This window comes from Collinsella sp. AM43-1 (genome assembly GCF_003467925.1).
In the GTDB taxonomy this organism is placed as follows: Bacteria; Actinomycetota; Coriobacteriia; order Coriobacteriales; family Coriobacteriaceae; genus Collinsella.
In genome coordinates, this window is the sequence record NZ_QSFR01000005.1 from 15,369 (window position 1) to 35,606 (window position 20,238).

The following is a 20,238-nucleotide window of genomic DNA, read 5'->3' on the forward strand; positions in this document are numbered from 1 at the left end:
GCTGTAGTTTATACAACTAAAGTGCAACGATATACTTAAGTACTGTGCGTTTAGCCCATGGCCCGTTGGCCATGACTGTATAGAACTGGACCGTACTATGAGATTGATTCACAACAGCCGCCTGCCGCAGTTTCGCACTCCGTTTGGCGCTGTGACCACTGGAACTTCCGTTGCACTCTCGGTGATTTTGGAGGATGCCGATCCCAACCAGGCAACGCTTACGCTGCGCACCTGGGTCGATGAGGTCGGTGAGTCTCGGTATCCCATGACGCACGAGGGCGACGGCATTTATACCGTAGAGCTTGAGTGTACCGAGTCCTGTCTTATCTGGTACAGCTTTATCTGCAATATCGAGGGCCAGCCCGAGGTCCGCTTGGGCGCACCGCAGGGTCGCACCGGTGGCGAGGGCGTAACTTACGACTACGCCGAGGTGCCGTCCTTCCAGATTACCGTCTATAAGCACCGCGAAGTGCGTCCCGAGTGGTACGAGCGTGGCATGGTCTACCAGATCTTCCCCGATCGCTACGCCCGAGATGAAAACTGGCGCGAGCGCACGCTGGCCGAGGTCGAAAAACCACGCAACGGAATCCAGCGCCGCATGGTCGAGGACTGGAACGAGCCCCCCGTGTACGAGCGCGCCGAAGACGGCTCCATCAAAACCTGGGACTTCTACGGCGGGTCGCTCAAGGGCATCCAGGAAGACCTGCCTCGCATCGCCGAGCTGGGCTTTACAGCCATCTACCTCAACCCCATTTTTGAAGCCGCGAGCAACCACCGCTACGACACGGCCGACTACACCAAGATCGACCCGATCCTGGGCACCGAGCAGGACTTTACCGAGCTGTGCCAGGCGGCCGAGAAGCTGGGCATCTCCATCATTCTGGACGGCGTCTTTAACCATACGGGTGACGACTCGATCTATTTCAACCGCTACGGCAACTACCCCGGCGTGGGCGCGTGGCAGAGCGAGGATTCGCCATGGCGCGATGCGTTTTATTTCCACGAGGACGGCTCATACGACTGCTGGTGGGGCGTGGGCAATATGCCCGCCATCAATGAGAGCTCTGAGCTGGTACGCGAGCGGCTCCTGGGCAAGGGCGGCGTGATCCGTAAATGGCTACGTGCCGGCGCTCATGGCTGGCGCCTAGACGTGGCCGACGAGCTTTCCGATGACTTCCTGGCCGAGATCAAAAAGGCCGTGCTCGCCGAGAAGCCTGATGCACTGTTGCTCGGCGAAGTCTGGGAAGACGCCTCCAACAAGATCAGCTACGGCCATCTGCGCCGCTATCTGCAAGGCTCCGAGCTGGACTCTGCTATGGATTACCCCTTCCGCGACATGGTCATCGGCTTTTTGATGGGCTACAAGAACGCCTACCAGGCAGCCGAGGATATCGAAATCCTGCGCGAGAACTATCCCCGTGAGGCCCTGTCCTGCGCACTTAATCTGCTTTCGAGCCACGACCGTCCGCGCATTATCTCGGTGCTCGGCGGCGGCCCCGATGAGTCGCAGCTGCCCGAGTGCGAGCGCAGCAAATGGCGTCTGGACGAGAACTCGATGGGCCTGGCCAAGAGCCTTTTTTGGCTCGCAACGCTCATGCAGATGACGTTCCCGGGCGTGCCTTCGATTTACTATGGCGATGAGTACGGCCTGGAGGGTCTAACCGATCCGGGCAACCGCCGCACCCTGCCGACCAAGGACCAACTGCACGACTTCGACACGCTGGCTATTGTCAAAAACGCCTCCGCCGTACGCCGCGCACTACCGTTTATGATCGACGGCGAGATCAAGGCCTTCGCGCTCAACGACGAGGTGCTGGCATACAACCGCACGGGCAAGGATGGCGAGTCCGCGACGGTTATCATTAATCGTAGTCTGCGCAATTCGCACCGCGTGACGATTCCGGCGCTCGATGAATGCGCGAGTGACGTGATCAGCGGTCACGAGTGCGAGATCCACAACGGCACGGTCACGCTCGATTTGTATCCGCTGGGCTCGTCGATCATCTATCACCATGCCGAGCAGCGCTTGCAGGAGCCGCTCGATCACGGCGCGGGCGTTGTGTGCCATATCACCTCGGTACCGACCGATGACGGCAAGCCCGGCACGATCGGCGCACCCACGCTTCGCTTTATCGACCATCTGTCCGCTATGGGCATGCGCTACTGGCAGGTCCTGCCTGTCAACCCAACGGACTTCTTCCGCTCCCCTTACGCCGGGCCTTCGGCCTTTGCGGGCAATATTGACCTGCTGCCCGAGAGCCAAGAGGAGCTGGCTGCCGACTTTGAGACTTGGAAGGCCCGTGGCGGCGAAGATGCCGATCCGCTCTACACCGCGTTTAAACATCGCAACGCCGATTGGCTCGAGAAATACTGCGTCTACATGGCCGTTAAGAAGTACTTTGAGGGCGAGTCGCGCCACGATTGGCCGACGGATGTCGCGCGCTACAACGAGCACCTGATTGACGACAAGCGTTTCCACGACGAGGCAGAGCTGCAGGCGTACATGCAGTACCGCTTTGACCTAGCCTGGTGCGAGCTCATGAACTACGCGCACAAGAAGGGCATCGAGGTCATCGGCGATATCCCGATGTATGTCTCGGACGATTCGGCCGATGCATGGAGCGAGCCCGAGAACTTCTGGTTGTCCGATACCGGTAAGGCAATCGAGATCTCCGGTGCGCCGCCCGATAACTTTGCGCCCGAGGGCCAGGTGTGGGGCAACCCAACGTTCCGCTGGGACCACATGAAGCAGAACGGCTATAACTGGTGGATGGATCGTCTGCGTCGTGCGTTCTCGCTCTACGACCGCGTGCGCCTGGATCACTTCCTGGGCTTCCACAGCTACTTTAGCATTCCCGCAGGTAAGGCCTGCGCCGACGGGCGTTGGCTGGCAGGCCCGGGCAAGGACCTTTTCCAGACCGCCTATGACGAGTTGGGGCCGCTCAACTTTATTGCCGAGGACCTGGGCTACCTGACGCCCGGCGTTCGCGCCATGGCTTCGACCTGCGGCTTTCCCGGCATGGACGTGCTGGAGTTTAGCGACTACGACGTCCGCAACGGCGTGCACCCCACGCCGGGCAAGATCCTGTACACCTCGACGCACGATACGTCGACATTGGCCGGTTGGAGCACGCGTTCCTTTGCGGGCGGCGATGAACCAAGCGGTGTTGAGGTGGCGGCCAAGCTGATGAGCGACGCGCTGGCAAGCGACGCTCCCCTGGTGATGATGCCGCTGCAGGATGTCCTTGGGCTGGGCGACGACGCGCGCATGAACGTACCGGGCGTGGCCACGGGCAACTGGACCTGGCAGGCTGACGAGGCCGACGTTGCGGCCGCTGAGGGCAAAACCGCACAGCTCCTGCGCAACACGCATAGATTCTGGGGCGAAGCGTGATAAAACGCCCGATATAGGGTACAGTTACAGACGTTTGAATTTATGCGGGCAGAGTGATCTGCCCGCTTTGTGCTGAAAAGGAAGTATTATGGCGCGCTACGATTACAAGTGCTCGAGCTGCGGCAACGTGTTTGAGGTTGAGCATCCCATGTCCGAGAGTCCCGAGGTCGTGTGCCCCAGCTGCGGCGCTCCGGCATCCAAGACGTTCTCGGCCAGCGGCATCAAGTTCGACGGCAGCGGTTTCTACAACACCGACCAGCGCAGCGGCGGCTCCAGCACCAGCGCCACGAGTGGCTGCTGCGCCAACTGCCCGCACAGCCACTAGAAACCAATCAGCCCCGCGACCAACACCAATCGCGGGGCCGATTCTTTAGCTGCCCAGGTTTCCTTATGAGTTGCGGTGAAATAAGGACTGTTTGGCGGGCAGAAGCCGCTATTCAATCCCTATTTCACCGCAACTTAGTCGTTACTTGTGGACCAGGCGGGCGCAGAAGTGGCCGTCGTAGGAGTCAGCGTTTACCGGCACGCTTTGGAAGAGGCCACGGTCGTTTTGACGGACGGCTACCAGCTTCTTGGCCTGCTCGAAATCGGGCAGTTGCAGGATCTGCGCCTCGGAGAGCGGCTCCAGGCTAAAACCGGTACCCTCGGGAGAGTTTAGGAAAGCATCCACGACCTGCGTGTTCTCTTCGTCAAAGACCGAGCACGTCGCATAGATGAGCTCGCCGCCAGTAGCCACGCGCGCGGCAGCCTCTTTGAGCATCGTCAGCTGCAGTTTGGGCAGCTCAACCGTCACATCCTTTTCGGTCAGACGCCACGGAATCTCGGGATGACGGCGCATAGTGCCGGTGCCAGAGCACGGCGCGTCGATAAAGACCGTGTCGAACTTAACAGGCTCGCCAAGCATGGCATCAAATGATGTGAGCACCTCATCAAGCTCGCAAGCATCACCCGAAACCGTACGAACGCCCTGAATGCCGGCCTTATGCAGGCGAGCGAGATTCAGATCGCACTTGCGATCATGCAGATCGAGCGCCGTATGCTGACGCTCATAGCCCGCACGCTTGGCCTGGCACATCATCACATAGGTCTTGGTGCCACGACCAGCACCAATCTCAAGGCAGCTACCAGGGCGCGTGGCAGCTGTGGCGATAAGTTGCGCGTTGAGATCAGATGCCACCGCGGCAGCACGCTCAAACACACCCGAAGCAACGGTAACCTGGGCATCAACCGGGGCATGGCAGCCCGGGAACACGGGTGCCACAAGCTGCGAAATATACGGATCGAGCTTAGTCGCAAAGGCGTTCTCATGCAGGGCCAGCGGCGCGGGGGCCAGATTGCCGGCAAAGTTAAGCGCACCCTCGGGCGTGTCAAACGACGCCATAATGCGAGCGCACAGCCAGCGAGGAAGACCCATAAGGCGCGACAGACGAACCAAGCGTCGCTCGGACTCATCCATGTCGGATGCCGTGGCAAAGTCCTCAACATTGTCCGCAACCTTATGCAGTACAGCATTGGCCAAGCCGGCGGCGGACTTAGCACCGCAACGAACCAGTTCAACACCCTGACTTACGGCAACACGGCCCGGCGTATGCAGGTAGAGCATCTCGAAGGCCGAGATACGAAGCGCCATGCGAACGCGCGGCGCAACCTTTTTGGGCTTATCGAGAAACTGATCGAGCAGCTCGTCCAAAACACCCTGCGTGGCGGCAACACCGAGCGCCAAGCGAGCGGCAAACGCAGAATCGCGCTGGTCAATGGCCTTGGCGGAAGCACGGGAAGACAACACGTCGCGCGCATACATGCCACGGCGATCGGCCTCCATCAGCACATCGAGCGCAAGCTTGCGCGCGGGAGACAGCTTGCTCATGACAAAACACTCCAGATAAGATCGGCACCCTGCAGGCCAGCAGCCCAAGCAGAAGCAGTCATAGCACGCTTGCCATCAGGCTTAACCTCGAGCAGTTCAACCGAGCCATCAGAAAGGCCCAGGTAAACACGCTTGGCCTTAACGAGAACCTGACCCTCGCCGAGCGACACATCAGCCGCCGCAGCATCGAGCACACGCACGGTCTTGCCGGCAATCACGCAACGAGCAGGCGCGGTATCGGACGAAGCCAGCACATGACGCACGCAATCAAGCGCCGCCATCTGCGGATCCAAGCGCATCTCCTGCTTGGAAATCTTGGCAGCATGGGTGACGAGCGCCTCATCCTGTTCAGTCCACACGGCGGTGCCATCGGCAAGAGAAGGAAGCGTATCAGCCAGCAGTTTGCCGCCAAGCTCACCAAGCTCCATGGTCAGCGCCTCAGCATGCTTACCGGAAACCAACGTGGAAGCCTGAGCACAATAAGCACCAGTATCCACGCCGTGCCCAATGCGCATGATAGAAACGCCAGCAACCTCATCACCAGCGAGAATCGCACGCTGAATAGGAGCAGCCCCACGCCAACGAGGCAGCAGCGAAGCATGAACATTCACAATACCAAGCGGCGCCATATGCAGCACCTCATCGGGCAAAATGCAACCATAGGCAGCCACACAGAAAATATCAGCCTGGGCAGCCTGGAGCACCTCAACAACCTCAGGCGTCATACGATTAGCCTCAACAACCGGCAACCCCAGCTCAAGCGCCTTGGCCTTAACAGGAGAAGGCTCAAGCTTCTTACCACGCCCACGAACAGCATCAGGACGAGTAACAACAAGCGCAATCTCGTTCCCAGCCTCAACAAGCGAAGTCAACGAAGGCACAGCAAAATCAGGCGTACCCATAAACACAATACGCATAAAAGTTAGTCTCCTCTCAATAACGAGCCGAGACGGCTACAAAAAAGCGTTCCTGGTCGCAAGCGCGCCCAGCCGCAAGAATAGTTCAACAGAAACAAATATACCCAAAAACAAAGAAAGAGCCGCATAAAAGCAGCCCTCCCAAGAAAGCACCTATCAGCGAAGACGCCCATCCCTGGCCCGACGGCACCCGGGCGAACCGAGCCAGAACAACGCAGTCCCCGGTGCTGAGCGCCCACATATCGTCCCGCGCGCAGTTTCGCAGCAAAGCGAGAATGTTTGAGCACGGGATGATATGTGGGCGCTCAGCACCGGGGACGGTGGGACCTACTCCGTCTCGCCCGGTCGAGCGCCGCGGGCCAGGGCGTCCTGGTACTCCTTGACGGCCTTGATCCTCTGCATCGGCTTCAGTCGCTCGAACATGGTGTTGCCGTGCAGGTGATCGATCTCGTGCTGCAGGCACACGCAGAACAGATCGCCCGAGGCCTCATAGCGAATCAGGTTGGCGTCCAGGTCATACGCCTCGACGACGACATGGTCGGGACGCTCGATCTCACAGCTAATGCCAGGAATGGATAGACAGCCCTCGCTATACGGAACGAGATGGTCGCTTTGCTCGACAATCACGGGATTGATGAGCACGTACGGGTCGTAGTCGTTCTTGTCGCTGTAGTCGCAGTCGATGGTAACGAGCTGAATGAGCTCGCCGATCTGCGGAGCAGCCAGGCCGCAACCGCCGTTATCGAACATCATCTTCTTCATCTTCTCGGCAAGCGCCTCGATCGCCGGGGTAATCTCCTCGATGACGGCGCACTCCTGGCGCAGACGAGGGTCGGGCGACAGTACGATTCCGTTGGCTTCCATGGCCATCCTTTCGGGTTGTTACATCAAATCATAGGCATCGACGTCAACGCTCACGCTCACGCCGCGCACAGAGCCCACCTCTTTGAGGCAGGCGTCGATATCATCAGAGACATGGTACCCCACGGGCGACTTCACAAGCAGGTGGAAGCGGTAACGGTCCTTGGCTCTCTCGATTACACACGAAGCCGGGCCCAGCACCTGCGGCATGGCACTCCCCGCCCTCAAAAAGTCGGGCGCGGCGGCATGCCAGCGGCGCTTAAGAAGCTTTGCAATGCGCCCAATGTAGTCCTGCGCGTCGTCTCGGTTTGCCGACCACACCAAGATGTTGACCAGGCGAACAAACGGCGGGTACAGCGCGTCGCGGCGCTGGTCCAGATCGTAGTCGGTAAAGATCGAACGGTCGTGCTCAGCGACGGCACGAATGACCGGATCCTCGGGCAGATAGGTCTGGATGATGACCTCGCCGGGACGATCGCCGCGGCCGGCGCGGCCCGCCACCTGCTCCAGCAGATCGTAGGCGCGCTCCCCTGCGCGGAAGTCCGGCAGCTTGAGGGCGAAGTCGGCATTGACCACGCCCACGAGCGTGACCTCGGGAAAGTCGAGACCCTTGGCGATCATTTGGGTGCCCAGCAACACGGCGCAATCGGCCGCATCGAACTGCTCGAGCAGCTTTTTGTGCGCATCCTTGCCGCGCGTGGAATCGGCATCCATGCGGATGATGGCGACGTCCTCGGGCAGCATCTGGTGCAGTGCGTCCTCGATCTGCTGCGTGCCCAGCCCCATTTTTGCCAGGTAGCGGCTGCCGCACTTGGGGCAGCGACTCGTGGACGCGGGATACGGCTGCACGCGCCAAGACGAACCGCAGGTGTGACATTGCAGCGTGTGCGTGCGCTCGTGATACGTAAGCGCGGTGGAGCAGTGGTTGCAGGTGGGAACGCAGCCGCACTCGCGGCACATCAGGAACGGCGCAAAGCCACGGCGGTTATGCAACAGCACGGCCTTCTCGCGGCGTTCGACCACGCGATCCAAGCCCTCCATCAAGGGTTTTGAGAACATGGAGCGGCTGCCGTGAGAAAACTCACGGCGCAGGTCGGCAATTCGGACCATGGGAAGCACGGCGTGTCCCGGGCGCTCGGGCATCTCGACACGCGTCCAAGTGGCACCGTTATACGTGCCACGACGGCAGCGGTCGAGGGCCTCGGCCGAGGGCGTGGCGGAGCCCAACACGAGCGGGCAGCGATAGCGCCGCGCCATCTCGGCCGCCACCTCGCGCGCGTGGTAGCGCGGACTGGAGCCCTGCTTGTAACTGGTCTCGTGCTCCTCGTCGATGATGATGAGGCCCAAGTCGCTGAGCGGGCAAAAGAGCGCCGAGCGAGCGCCGACGACCACGCGGGCCGCACCGCTGGTAACCATATCCCACTGGTCCAGGCGCTCGCCGGCCGAAAGCCGCGAATGGAACACGGCGACCGTCTCGCCAAAGCGCGAGCGGAAGCGGCCGACGGTCTGGGCCGTCAGCGAAATCTCGGGCACCAGCACGCAGGCCGAGCGACCGGCTGCGAGCACGCGCTCGATGGCGGAGAGGTAAACCTCGGTTTTGCCGGAGCCGGTGACGCCGTCGACCAGCACCACGTCGCCATGAGCGTCCAGACGGGCGCGCTCAATCTGCGCGAGTGCGTGTTGCTGGCCGTTGGTAAGGGAGACCGGCGCCTTGCCGCTTGCCGAGGACAGCGTGGTCTGCTCGCTGCAGCCACGCCAGGCGCGGCGCTCTTCCACCACCACGACGCCGCGTTTTTCGAGCGACTTGATGGTCGCCGACATACTGTTATAGAGAAGGTTGAGGTCGCGCGTCGTGACAGGACCACACTGGAGCGCCTCGATGAGTTGGCGCTGGCGGACCGCGGTCTTGGGTGGCGTGTAGTCAAAGCCTTCGGGCGTAAGCATCACCCAGCGGTTTTGGATGGGTTTGACGGCTGGACGTTCAACCGTCCACACGCCGTCGTCGCCCTTGACCACACGCGGGCTGCCGCCCGGTGGCAAAAACAGGCGCAGGCACTCGGAAAGCGTCGCGACATACTCGCGGCTCATCCAGCGCGCAATGCGTGCAGCCTCGGCGGTAAAGAGCGGTTTGCTGAGGATAGCCTCGATGGGCTTGATGCGCACGGGGTCGAGGGCGTTGTTGCCCGGCAGATCGCCCAGATCAGGCGCAATGTCGACGACATAGCCCGCGGCGGCACGGTTACCAAAGTGGACCAGGACTGTGGATCCGATCTGGACCTCGTTGGCAAGGGACTCGGGGATGCCGTAAGCAAACGGTTCCGACAGCGCACGGGTGGGGATGTCGAGGACCACGCTCGCGTAGGCGGCAGGGGGCTCGGGCGCAGGCTTAGACTGAGCCGAGGCAGCGGCAGGCTTGGGCTTCACCGGAGCTTCCTCCGGTTCCGGCGAACCAAACAGCGACAGTTGTTGAGCCATACACCACCTCTAACGAACGGACCTGAAAGGGGTGGGACAAAATAATCAGTAGAGTTTGTCCCATGGCCGATACGAGTGTCGAGCTCGTTGCGTCACTCGACCATGGGACAAACACTACTGATTATTTTGTCCCAGCAACCCACTCATCGGTACAGAAACAAGAGCCCCGCTCGGGGGAACGGGGCTCGGATACATGCGTTTACGCGTCTACTACAGCGCCATCGTGCGGGCGCGGTCGATGCGTGCCAGGCAGTCGTCGCGGCCGACGAGCGCCATGGTCTCGCCCAGCGGGGGGCTCACCATGTTGCCGCAGGCGGCGACGCGCACGGCCTGGAACACCACGCGCTTCTTAAGGTCCATCTGCTCGGGCAGCGGCTCAAGCGCGGCGTCGATGGCCTCGGCAGTCCACTTGTCCACGCCCTCGAGCGCGGCCTTGGCGGCATCCAGAATGGCGCCCATGCCTTCCTTAGCCAGGCCCTTGTTAACGGATTTCTCGTCATACTCGAGCGTCTCGGCCGTAGCGAAGATGGGAGCGGCGACGGTCACGGCGTCGGCCGGCATCTTGGTGCGCGGCTTGACGATGGCGGCAAGCGCATCGATCCAATCCTCGCCGTACTCGACGTTGCCCTCGATGAGACCCGCCTCGTGCAGCTCGGGGACCATGATCTCGTCGGCAAACTGGGCATCGGACATGCCGTTGATGTACTCGGCATTGACCCAGTCGAGCTTCTTGGGGTCGAAGGTCGCCGGGTTCTTGGAGATGCGGTCGAGCGAGAACTTGCTGGCCAGGACATCGCGCGGGATGATCGTGGTCTCGCCGTCGAGCGACCAGCCGAGCAGCGCCAGGTAGTTGACGAAGGCGTCGGAAAGGTAGCCGGCGTCGCGGTACTCCTCCACCGAAGTTGCGCCGTGGCGCTTGGAGAGCTTCTTACCGTCGGCGCCCAGGATCATGGAGATGTGGGCGAACGTGGGCACGGGCGCGCCGAGGGCCTCGTAGACCATGACCTGGCGCGGGGTGTTGGACAGGTGGTCGTCGCCGCGGATGACATGGGTGATCTTCATCATGGCGTCGTCGACGACGGTCGCGAAGTTGTACGTGGGCGTGCCATCGGAGCGGAAGATGACAAAGTCGTCGAGCTCCTTGGCGTCGAAGGTCACCTCGCCGTGAACGGCGTCGTGGATGACGACGTCGCCGCGGTCCTCGGGCACCTTGATGCGCAGGACGTAGGACTCGCCGGCCTCGATGCGACGGCGGGCCTCCTCGGGATCAAGGTCGCGGCAACGGCGCTGATAGCCCTGGAAGGGGTCCTTGCGCTCCTGCGCGGCCTTGCGATCGGCGTCGAGCTGCTCCTTGGTGCAGAAGCAGGGATAGGCCTTGCCCTCGTCCCAAAGCTTCTGGGCGGCCTGCTTGTACAGGTCCAGGCGCTCGGTCTGGGCATAGGGGCCAAAGTCTCCGCCCACCTCGGGACCCTCGTCCCAGTCCAGGCCCAGCCAACGCATGGCGCGCAGGATGATCTGCGTGTTCTCGTCGGTAGAGCGGGTGGGATCGGTGTCGTCAATGCGCAGGATGAACGTGCCGCCGTTAGCACGGGCGAAAGCCCAGTTATAGATAGCGGTGCGGGCGCCGCCGATGTGCAGCTTGCCCGTCGGTGAGGGTGCAAAGCGGACGCGAACGTCTGATGCCATGGAAATCTCCTCGATTGCAGGATGGATGTCTAACCGCACAAGTATAAAGCATCAAAGCAACCTCCGCACAAAGGGCACCGACCCAGTCATTGGGGACAGACTTAAATGATCAGTCTTTGGGCAACCTGTCGGCACTTAGGTAAGGCTGGTCATTTAAGTCCGTCCCCAAAGAGTAGGTGCGGAAAGGGTGTGAATGTTTGATTTACGCGCTATGATGTGCCCTTGCATAGAGAGCCCGGCGGAATGGTAACGGTCGCCGGGACACGTTTTTGAAAGGACAATCATGTCAGAAGAACTTCGTTCCATCCCACCCCAACACGGGTCCTTTGTTTTTACGTCGGAGTCGGTGACCGAAGGTCATCCCGATAAGATCGCTGACCAGATCAGCGACGCCGTCCTCGACGCAATCCTCGCCAAAGAAATAGAGCTGCAGGAGCAGGGCTATATTGCGCCCAACGGTGTGCCCGCCAACGTAGAGAACGTCCGCTGCGCCTGCGAGACCCTCGTGACCACCGGCACGGTCATCGTCGCCGGCGAGATTCGCACCCAGGCCTACGTCGACGTACAGGAAATCGCCCGCGGCGTCATCCGCCGCATTGGCTACAACCGCGCCAAGTTCGGTTTTGACTGCGACACCTGCGGCGTTATGAGCCTCATCCACGAGCAGTCGCCCGATATCGCCCAGGGCGTCGACGAGTCCTTCGAGACCCAGACCGGCGCTACCACCGACCCGATCGACCTGATCGGTGCCGGCGACCAGGGCATGATGTTCGGTTATGCCTCCAACGAGACCAAGACCCTCATGCCCATGCCACACTACCTGGCAAGCCGCCTGGCCGAGCGCCTGGCCGCCGTGCGTCACGACGGTACCCTCGCCTATCTGCGTCCCGACGGCAAGACCCAGGTCACCGTGCGCTACGAGGAAGGCAAGCCCGTCGAGGTCACGACCATCGTCATCTCCACGCAGCACGCCGCCGAGATCGAGGACATGGGCAAGATCAAGGCCGACCTCATCGAGCACGTCATCACCCCGGTCATGGCCGCCGAGAACATGCCGTGGGACAACGCGGAGATCTACGTGAACCCCACCGGTCGCTTTGTCGTGGGCGGCCCCATGGGCGACACGGGCCTCACCGGCCGCAAGATCATCGTCGACACCTACGGCGGCTACGGCCGTCACGGCGGTGGCGCCTTTAGCGGCAAGGACTGCACCAAGGTCGACCGTTCCGCCGCGTATGCCGCGCGCTGGGTCGCTAAGAACGTGGTCGCCGCCGGTCTGGCCGACCGCTGTGAAGTCGAGCTCGCCTACGCCATCGGCGTTTCCAAGCCCCTCTCAATCATGGTCGACACCTTCGGTACCGCGCATGTTGCCGAGGACAAGATCGTCGAGGCCGTCGAGAAGACCTTCGACCTGCGCCCGGGCGCAATCATCCGCGACCTAGACCTGCGTCGCCCCATCTACGAAAAGACGGCAGCCTACGGTCACTTCGGCCGCGAAGACGCCGACTTCACCTGGGAGAAAACCGACCGAGTCGATGAACTCAAAGCAGCCTGCGGCCTGTAAGCTAACGAGAAAAGCCACAGCCAAATAGAAACGCACCAATAGAAGTACCGGCTCCAACCGGTACTTCTTTTTTATTAATCCGGTGGTGAAGATATATCGATATGAGCCCACGCTGCGTCACCAGCTAATGAATTTTGCAGCATGCGCACTTCTACCATGTATCCTTAGTCCCGAGGGGCGGGGCATAAGGTCGATCGCGAGTTCCGCACGAGCCGGAGAGCACTTAATGTGCTCTCCGTGCGAGCAGGACTGCCCGAGCAGGCGACCTTATGCCCCGCCCCTCGGGACGACGAGACAAGGCAAAGGAGCAGCCATGGCAGGCAAGCCACAAACACTAGCTACGACCTCGGCATTCGAGATCTTGGGCCCCGTCATGGTCGGCCCCAGCTCATCGCACACCGCCGGCGCCCTGCGCTGCGCCCAAGTTGCCGCCAGCCTGCTGGAAGGCCGCATCACTAAGGTCACCTTTGGCCTGTGGAACTCCTTTGCCCACACCTACCGCGGCCACGGCACCGATCGTGCGCTCGTCGCGGGCATCCTGGGCCTCGACACCGATGACGAGAACATCAAGCAGGCCTTCGACCTCGCGCACGAGCAGGGCCTCGAATATCACTTTGACATCAAGGGCGACGACGCCTCCATCCACCCCAACACCGTCGACATCGACATGTTCGACGACACGGGCGCCACGGCCCAGGTCCGCGGTGAGAGCCTGGGCGGCGGCAAGATGCGCATCAGCCGCATTAACGGCGTCGGCGTCGACATCTCGGGCATGTACTCCACACTCTTCGTGGCGCACTACGACGTCCCCGGCGTGCTCGCCGCGCTCACGAACCTGCTCGCCTACGCACACGTGAACATCGCCTTCTGCCGCACCTACCGCACCGAAGTGGGCGGCCAGGCCTACTCCGTCTTCGAGACCGACGGCGCGCCCGACGACACCGTCGTCCCCATGCTCCGCAAACTCGACAATGTCGATTACGCGACCTTTATCGAGCTCCCCGGTTCTGCCTCGTCGCTCTCCCCCGGTGTCTCGGCAAAGGAGATCTTCGACGACGGCGAGCAGCTGCTCGATGCGTGCGCCGAGCTCGGCCTGAATATCGGCGCCGTTATGGCCGTGCGCGAGGCGCGTCTGACCGGCGAGGCCCACGCCGTCGCCGCCATGCGCCGCGTGCTCGACGTCATGCGCGAGGAGACCACGACCCCCATCGTCAATCCGCAACGATCGCTCGGCGGGCTTATCGGCGGCGAGGCTAAACTCGTCGATGCCACCGGCCGCAACGATTTGAGCACGAGCCTGATGGGCACCGTTCAAACCGACGCCGTGGCCCGCGCGATGGCCGTGCTCGAGCGCTCCGCCACGATGGGAGTGATCGTCGCCGCTCCCACGGCAGGCTCCGCGGGTGTCGTGCCCGGGTGCGTGCTGGCGCTCGCCGATCACCTTCAGCTCGACGACGAGCAGGTCATGGACGCGCTCTACTGCGCAGCCGCCATCGGCCTCAACCTCGCCACGAGCGCCTGCGTCGCCGGTGCCGAGGGCGGCTGCCAGGCTGAGGTAGGAAGTGCGGCCGCCATGGCAGCCGCCGCGCTGGTGCAGATGCTCGGCGGCACGCCCGGGCAGGCGCTCGACGCCAGTTCCATCGCGCTGAGTAATCTGCTGGGCCTCGTTTGTGACCCCGTCGGTGGCCTCGTGGAGGTGCCCTGCCAAAACCGCAACGCCATCGGTGTGGCAGCCGCCTTTAGCTCCGCGCAGCTTGCACTTGCCGGTATCAAGAGCCTGGTGCCGTTTGACCAGATGGCGCACGTCATGCTCTCCGTGGGCCACGCGTTGCCGGCCACGCTGCGCGAGACGGCAAAGGGTGGCATCGCGCAGGCTCCGGCCGCACTTTCGGCCTGTGCAAAATGCGGTGTGTGCGGATAGCGACAAAGAACGACTCGAAGGTGGGACAAATGTCCCACCTCTTTTGAATGCCACCGTTTCCATACCACAAACAACTAGGTAATCGCTATAATGCAAGCCCAGTAAAAACACGATGAGCCGCAAGGCGAAATTCGAAGGATATGCATACGATGTCGCAAAACGATCGAACTCAACTGATTCCCGATCCGCAGCAGCCGAGCAGGCACACCGGCGGCGTTCAATCGCCGCGTCCTATCGCGCCGAGCCGCGGTCAGCAGCGAGGTGCGGCAAACGTTTCCCAACGTCCGAACAAGCAGCATCAGCAGCGCCAGACAAATGGCAATGCGCCCAAGCAGCCCCCCACGCACGCTCGAGGCGATCGCGGCCCCGCACGCAAACCCGCCGAGAACAATAAGTCGGGCAAAAAGACGACGCTCTTTGTCGTCCTGGGTCTTATCGTCATTGTCTATATCGTAGGCGTCGTAGCGTTTTCCCAGCTAGCCTACCCCAACACAACCATCGCCGGCGTCGACGTCTCGTTCTCCAACGCTTCGTCTGCCGCCACCAAGGTCAACTCGGCATGGAAGCACTATAAGCTCACCGTGACAGGCGATGACTTTAGCTGGACGTATCAGCCCGAGTCCGATGAGCCCATCGTCGACGGCGAAGCTGCCGCAAAAGAGATCATCAGCCACAACGAAGCCTTTGTATGGCCGGTCCGCCTTGTGGAATCCTTAAGCGGAAAGACCAAAACAACCGCTACCTCCAACGAAGTCGATCTTGATCAAGACGTCGACCTGTCCATGCTCTCCGACACTTTTGACCAAAAGAAGTTTGAGGAGGATCTGGGCGCCGCCATCGACGAGTTTAACGAGAGGCGTTCGGGCACGTTCGAGGCCAATAGCTCCTATGACGAGCAGGCCGGCAAGTTTACCGTCGAGAAGGCGCGCTACAACGAAAAACTCGACCGCGAGCATGTCATTAAGTATGCCGAGCTCGAGCTTGCCTCGCTGTCCGAGACCGTAGACCTTTCCAAGCTCGGCAACGATGCCTATGAGCCGCTCAATGGAACGCTGACCGATGATCAGATTCAGGCCGCATGCGATGCCGCCAACAACTTCCTGGGCGTCAACGTGACCCTCAAGCTCAACGGCGAGGATGCCGGCAAGGTTGATGGCAGCTCCGTGTTGCAGTGGATCAGCTTTGCCGATCCGGCCAACCCCACACTCGATACGTCGCAGATCAGCAGCTGGGCAGCCGAGCTCGCCAACGGCTTCAATACCGTGGGCTCCACTCGCTGGTGGACGCGCGCCGATGGCAAGCAATGCGCCGTCGAAGGCGGCGACTTTGGTTGGTCCATCGACAGCAGCTCGCTCGCCAAGCAGGTCGAGGACGCCATTAACAACAAGCAGACCGGCGAAATCGAGATCAAGTACTCCCAGAAGGCCGACACCTTTACTGCAAAGGGAGAGCCCGACTGGAAGGCATACGTCGATGTCGATCTGTCCGAGCAGCACGCGCGCTACTACGACGAGAGCGGCAATATCGTGTGGGAGGCCAACTTTATCTCCGGCAAGCCGGGAGAGGACGCCACCCCCGAGGGCGTATGGCAGATCAACAGCAACAATGGCGCCAGCAAGCTCATCGGTGCCAAGGACCCTGAGACCGGCAAGCCAAAATACGAGAGCCCGGTCAGCTATTGGATGCCGTTTGAGGGAAACATGGTCGGTTTCCACGATGCAACGTGGCAAAACGACAAGAGTTTCGACGATCCCAACTCCTACAAGTGGTGCGGCAGCCACGGATGCATCAACCTTCGCCTGGCCGACGCCAAGGCGCTGCACGATTGCATCAAAGTCGGCCTGTGCGTGGTTGTCCACTCGTAGTGCAACGCGCACATTCATACAACGTGGAACTGCTGCGACCAATCTAACAATTCCGAAAGATACCGTCCTATGCGCCTGCCCCAACCGGCGGGCGCATATACTTATCAAGGTTCTTTCTATAAAGGAGACGCTATGCCGAATGTCCCCAACATCACCCCGGACCCGGATGATACCGAGCACACGCCCGAAGGTGCCACCGAAACGCTTCCTCTGATCACAGACGTACATGCCGACAAGGAGAGCGGACGCACGAACGATACGGTCGAGATTTCCGATGAAGAGGCATATGCCAAGCTCAAGGCAAAACGTGCCGAACGTCGACGCAAAAAGCTGATTCGACGCGGCATTGCCGCCGGCATCGTGGGTGTCATCGCGCTCATTGCTATTGTCGCAACCCTGGTTATCAATGCGCAGCCACAGGGCGATAGCGGGCCTGCGACCGACATGGTGACTGAGGGCACGTTTAGCACAACGGTCGAGGCAAAAGGCCAGCTCAAACCCATTTCGTCCTCAGTGGTCTCCCCTTCTGTCGACGGCACGGTCGATTCGATCAACGTGCAGGCAGGCCAATCCGTCAACGAGGGCGACGTGCTTATGACCATTAAAAACGACGAGCTCGATCGCAACGTTGCCGAGGCGCAGCGTGCAGTTGCAGCCGCTCAAGAAGACCTCGCCAACGCGCAGAAAGTCGCAGCTGCCGCGCAGGCCAACCCAACGACGGACGTCGACGGAGGTTCCGCAGCGGCTGGCATCTCCGCCGCATCAGCGGACACGAACGCCGTATCGGCCGCGCAGCGCAGCCTCACATCGGCCCAGGCAAACCTCGATCAGGCGAACGCCAAGGCCGCCAGCCGTACGGTCACGGCCCCGAGCTCGGGCAACATCGTGGAGCTCAACGCCAAGGTGGGCGCCACGGTAACAGGCGGCATGATCATGGGCGAAAGCGATACGAGCGGCGGCAAGCAGTGCATGCAGATCGCCGACCTGTCCAAGATGAAGGTGACGGTTCAGGTGGGCGAAAAGGATATCGCCAAAATTGCCGTGGGCCAAAGCGCCAACGTGACCTATCCCGCGTTTCCCGATATCGTGAGCCAGGGCACCGTCACGGCTATCGCCTCGGTGGCAAACTCCGACTCCTCCTCCGGGAGCGGCGGCAGTGTGACCTTTAACGTCGACATCCTCATCGAAGCACCTGACAGTCGCCTTAAGCCGGGTATGACTGCCGAGGTCTCAGTAGTGACCGAGAAGCTCGACGACGTAGTGATGGTGCCGACCATGGCGCTGATGACCGAAGATGGCGAGCACTATTACGTCAATCTGGCCACCGATTCGGAGGGCAAAAAGACGCGCCGCGTGAAGGTGACCGTCGTGACGCAAAACGACAACGAGGCTGTAGTCGGTAAGACGCAGGTCAAGCGCGACGACCAAGGCAACGAGATCAACCCAGACGTCCCGGTTACCAAACTTCGCGACGGCGACACCATCGTGACGGATACCGGCACAGGCATGACGGCAGACGGCGGCGACAACATGCCTGCCGACGAGGGCAAGTAATGCGTCCCGTCATCGACATTCGCAACGTGCATCGCATCTTTGAGAGCGAAGCGGGTTGCGCCCATATCTTGCACAACGTGAGCCTGGCAGTAGATCCCGGTGAGTTCGTTGCCATCACCGGCCCCTCGGGCTCAGGCAAGTCGACGCTCATGAACATCCTGGGCTGCCTGGACAAACCGACGGCGGGCGATTACTTCCTGCAAGGGCTCAACGTCGCCGAGCTCGACGATGACGAGCTCACCGAGGTGCGAGCGCTGAGCATCGGCTTTGTCTTTCAGAGCTTTAATCTGCTGCCGCGCCTGACGGTGATCGAAAACGTCATGCTGCCGCTGTCCTACACCAATGTGCCGCGCAGCCAGCGCGAGATGCGCGCCGTACACGCGCTGCGGGCCGTCACGCTTCCGGTCGACCATTGGGACCATCGTATATCGGAGCTGTCGGGCGGACAGATGCAGCGCGTCGCCATCGCGCGCGCCCTTGTCAACGATCCACCCATCATTTTGGCCGACGAGCCGACGGGCAACCTGGACTCCGCCACGGGAGCGCTCGTCATGGAAACCTTCCACAAGCTCCAGGAGCGCGGCAAAACCATCGTGCTTATCACACACGACCCCGGCATCGCCGCCGAGGCCGACCGTGCCGTGACCATCCGCGACGGTCGCATTCACGACGGCGCGTATATTCCGCATGCACCGCGGACCCTACGCAGCGCCGTAGATAGCCTGCCCATGATTTCCGCCTCCGCCAACCCGCCGAAAGGAGTGATGGCATGAGCGCCCGCGATCTTATCCAGGAAGCCCTTCACTCGCTCGAGGCCAACAAGGGGCGCAGCCTGCTCACCATCCTGGGCATTGTCATCGGCATCGCCTCGGTCATTGCCATGACTTCGCTCATCGGCGGCATCCAAAACAGCTTGGTCAACAGCCTGGGCCTCAACGCAGCTCGCATGGTTCAGATCTATTCGTCCCAAGAACTCTCTGATTCTGACGTCCAGAAGCTTAAAAAACTGGTGCCGCAGATAGAACAGATCGGCATTGTCAAAAGCGCGTATACCGAGTACAAGACCGGCGATAAAAGCTATACCGTCATGGCACAGGGTGTCGATAGCGACATACTCGACGCCGTGGGTGCCAGTAAGCTCGTTGCGGGGCGCACCTACACCGATGTCGAGTCAAAGGCAGGCTCGCGCGTGGCGCTCATCAGCCGCGGCGGCGCCGATCAGCTTTACGGCAACGAACAGGATGCGCTGGGAAAAACCATCAAAGTGTCCAACGGCGAGGTGCAGATTGTAGGCGTGATTGATGGCGGCAGCGACTCCATGGGCTCGCTCACTTTGTATATGCCACGCGAAACCATCTCCGGCCTATTTGGCGACGAGAATCCTTCATTCCCCAGCGTAACGGCACTTGCCGCCGAGGGCACGGACATGGATGAGCTCTGCAAGACCATCGAGTCCAAGGTGCGCGCGATGAAGGGCATCGCGGAGGATAATGAGTACGACAGTGTATCGGCGACCTCCATGAAAAGCGCTATCGACTCCCTCAATTCCTTTATGGGCGCCTTCTCGCTCATCATGGGTGCTGTCGCCAGTATCTCGCTGCTTGTCGGCGGTATCGGTATTATGAACATGATGCTCACCAACGTGACTGAGCGCATCCGCGAGATCGGCATCCGTCGCGCTCTGGGCGCCAGTCGTCGCGATATCACCGCGCAGTTTTTGGCCGAGTCCTCGGCGCTGTGCGTCACCGGTGGCCTGCTGGGTGTCCTGATAGGCTATCTGCTGGCCTGGGGCCTCGCGATGTTTGCCTCCGGATCCGGGATTCTTGGCGAGCTCGGTGCCAGCGGGCAAATCACCCCGAGTTTTTCAATCGCCACGGTGCTGCTGGCCTTCGCCGTCTCCGTCGGCATCGGCGTAATCTTTGGCTTCTACCCCGCTCGACGCGCGGCAAAGCTCGACCCGGTGGAGTGCCTACGCTACCAGTAAGCCACCACCAACAAGTTGCGGTGAATTAGGGACTGAATATGCTATCTAGCAGCAAAAACAGACACTATTTCACCGCAACTCATTGAAGGGCTGTTTGCGCCAGTTCCGGGCGTCGTCCTCGAGCTACTGGCGGATAACGGGCTTGTACGG

13 protein-coding genes are annotated in these 20,238 nt (G+C 61.1%); 8 read left to right on the forward strand and 5 right to left on the reverse strand.

The annotated features are described in order from the left end of the window. Positions 1 to 97: 97 nt before the first annotated feature. Both DW925_RS03115 and DW925_RS03120 read left to right on the forward strand, forming a co-directional pair. Positions 98 to 3,394: a 4-alpha-glucanotransferase gene (locus DW925_RS03115; RefSeq protein ID WP_117790330.1), complete on the forward strand. Its 3,297-nt coding sequence runs from the start codon at positions 98 to 100 to the stop codon at positions 3,392 to 3,394. Positions 3,395 to 3,482: 88 nt separating this feature from the next. Then, positions 3,483 to 3,719: an FmdB family zinc ribbon protein gene (locus tag DW925_RS03120; protein WP_117790331.1), complete on the forward strand. Its 237-nt coding sequence runs from the start codon at positions 3,483 to 3,485 to the stop codon at positions 3,717 to 3,719. A 141-nt stretch (positions 3,720 to 3,860) separates the two neighbouring features. Here DW925_RS03120 and DW925_RS03125 read toward each other — a convergent pair whose 3' ends face one another. From DW925_RS03125 to gltX, 5 genes are all read right to left on the reverse strand, one after another. Beyond that, positions 3,861 to 5,261: an RsmB/NOP family class I SAM-dependent RNA methyltransferase gene (locus DW925_RS03125; protein ID WP_117790332.1), complete on the reverse strand. Its 1,401-nt coding sequence runs from the start codon at positions 5,259 to 5,261 to the stop codon at positions 3,861 to 3,863. Continuing rightward, on the reverse strand, positions 5,258 to 6,178 hold the full coding sequence (fmt, locus tag DW925_RS03130) for a methionyl-tRNA formyltransferase (protein WP_117790333.1): 921 nt from the start codon (positions 6,176 to 6,178) through the stop codon (positions 5,258 to 5,260). The genes DW925_RS03125 and fmt overlap by 4 nt, the downstream gene beginning before the upstream one ends. 327 nt (positions 6,179 to 6,505) lie before the next feature. Next, positions 6,506 to 7,042, reverse strand: coding sequence for a peptide deformylase (gene def, locus DW925_RS03135; RefSeq protein ID WP_117790334.1), 537 nt, complete (start codon positions 7,040 to 7,042; stop codon positions 6,506 to 6,508). Between the two features lie 18 nt (positions 7,043 to 7,060). Continuing rightward, positions 7,061 to 9,514, reverse strand: coding sequence for a primosomal protein N' (gene priA, locus DW925_RS03140; RefSeq protein WP_117790335.1), 2,454 nt, complete (start codon positions 9,512 to 9,514; stop codon positions 7,061 to 7,063). Between the two features lie 210 nt (positions 9,515 to 9,724). Beyond that, positions 9,725 to 11,200: a glutamate--tRNA ligase gene (gene gltX, locus DW925_RS03145; protein ID WP_117790336.1), complete on the reverse strand. Its 1,476-nt coding sequence runs from the start codon at positions 11,198 to 11,200 to the stop codon at positions 9,725 to 9,727. Positions 11,201 to 11,483: 283 nt separating this feature from the next. Here gltX and metK point away from each other — a divergent pair, with 283 nt between their 5' ends. The 6 genes from metK (at position 11,484) to DW925_RS03175 (ending at position 20,088) form a co-directional block, all read left to right on the forward strand. Further along, entirely contained in the window at positions 11,484 to 12,764 is a 1,281-nt protein-coding gene (gene metK / locus DW925_RS03150) for a methionine adenosyltransferase (RefSeq protein ID WP_117790337.1), read from the forward strand. A gap of 313 nt (positions 12,765 to 13,077) precedes the next feature. Continuing rightward, positions 13,078 to 14,685 (forward strand): L-serine ammonia-lyase, iron-sulfur-dependent, subunit alpha, encoded by a 1,608-nt coding sequence (gene sdaAA / locus DW925_RS03155; RefSeq protein WP_117790338.1) that lies wholly within the window; start codon positions 13,078 to 13,080, stop codon positions 14,683 to 14,685. A gap of 149 nt (positions 14,686 to 14,834) precedes the next feature. Next, on the forward strand, positions 14,835 to 16,550 hold the full coding sequence (locus tag DW925_RS03160) for a L,D-transpeptidase (RefSeq protein WP_158565732.1): 1,716 nt from the start codon (positions 14,835 to 14,837) through the stop codon (positions 16,548 to 16,550). Between the two features lie 132 nt (positions 16,551 to 16,682). After that, on the forward strand, positions 16,683 to 18,104 hold the full coding sequence (locus DW925_RS03165) for an efflux RND transporter periplasmic adaptor subunit (RefSeq protein ID WP_158565733.1): 1,422 nt from the start codon (positions 16,683 to 16,685) through the stop codon (positions 18,102 to 18,104). Continuing rightward, on the forward strand, positions 18,104 to 18,877 hold the full coding sequence (locus tag DW925_RS03170) for an ABC transporter ATP-binding protein (RefSeq protein WP_117646467.1): 774 nt from the start codon (positions 18,104 to 18,106) through the stop codon (positions 18,875 to 18,877). The genes DW925_RS03165 and DW925_RS03170 overlap by 1 nt, the downstream gene beginning before the upstream one ends. Continuing rightward, positions 18,874 to 20,088 carry an ABC transporter permease gene (locus DW925_RS03175; protein WP_117790341.1) on the forward strand — a complete coding sequence of 405 codons (1,215 nt, stop codon included), beginning with the start codon at positions 18,874 to 18,876 and terminating at the stop codon, positions 20,086 to 20,088. Before DW925_RS03170 ends, DW925_RS03175 begins: the two co-directional genes overlap by 4 nt. The last annotated feature ends 150 nt before the right edge of the window (positions 20,089 to 20,238 follow it).

Coding starts and splice junctions, on each gene's coding strand:
- DW925_RS03115 (WP_117790330.1), top strand. CDS start 98: ATGAGATTGATTCACAACAGCCGCCTGCCGCAGTTTCGCACTCCGTTT.
- DW925_RS03120 (WP_117790331.1), top strand. CDS start 3,483: ATGGCGCGCTACGATTACAAGTGCTCGAGCTGCGGCAACGTGTTTGAG.
- DW925_RS03125 (WP_117790332.1), bottom strand. CDS start 5,261: ATGAGCAAGCTGTCTCCCGCGCGCAAGCTTGCGCTCGATGTGCTGATG.
- fmt (WP_117790333.1), bottom strand. CDS start 6,178: ATGCGTATTGTGTTTATGGGTACGCCTGATTTTGCTGTGCCTTCGTTG.
- def (WP_117790334.1), bottom strand. CDS start 7,042: ATGGAAGCCAACGGAATCGTACTGTCGCCCGACCCTCGTCTGCGCCAG.
- priA (WP_117790335.1), bottom strand. CDS start 9,514: ATGGCTCAACAACTGTCGCTGTTTGGTTCGCCGGAACCGGAGGAAGCT.
- gltX (WP_117790336.1), bottom strand. CDS start 11,200: ATGGCATCAGACGTTCGCGTCCGCTTTGCACCCTCACCGACGGGCAAG.
- metK (WP_117790337.1), top strand. CDS start 11,484: ATGTCAGAAGAACTTCGTTCCATCCCACCCCAACACGGGTCCTTTGTT.
- sdaAA (WP_117790338.1), top strand. CDS start 13,078: ATGGCAGGCAAGCCACAAACACTAGCTACGACCTCGGCATTCGAGATC.
- DW925_RS03160 (WP_158565732.1), top strand. CDS start 14,835: ATGTCGCAAAACGATCGAACTCAACTGATTCCCGATCCGCAGCAGCCG.
- DW925_RS03165 (WP_158565733.1), top strand. CDS start 16,683: ATGCCGAATGTCCCCAACATCACCCCGGACCCGGATGATACCGAGCAC.
- DW925_RS03170 (WP_117646467.1), top strand. CDS start 18,104: ATGCGTCCCGTCATCGACATTCGCAACGTGCATCGCATCTTTGAGAGC.
- DW925_RS03175 (WP_117790341.1), top strand. CDS start 18,874: ATGAGCGCCCGCGATCTTATCCAGGAAGCCCTTCACTCGCTCGAGGCC.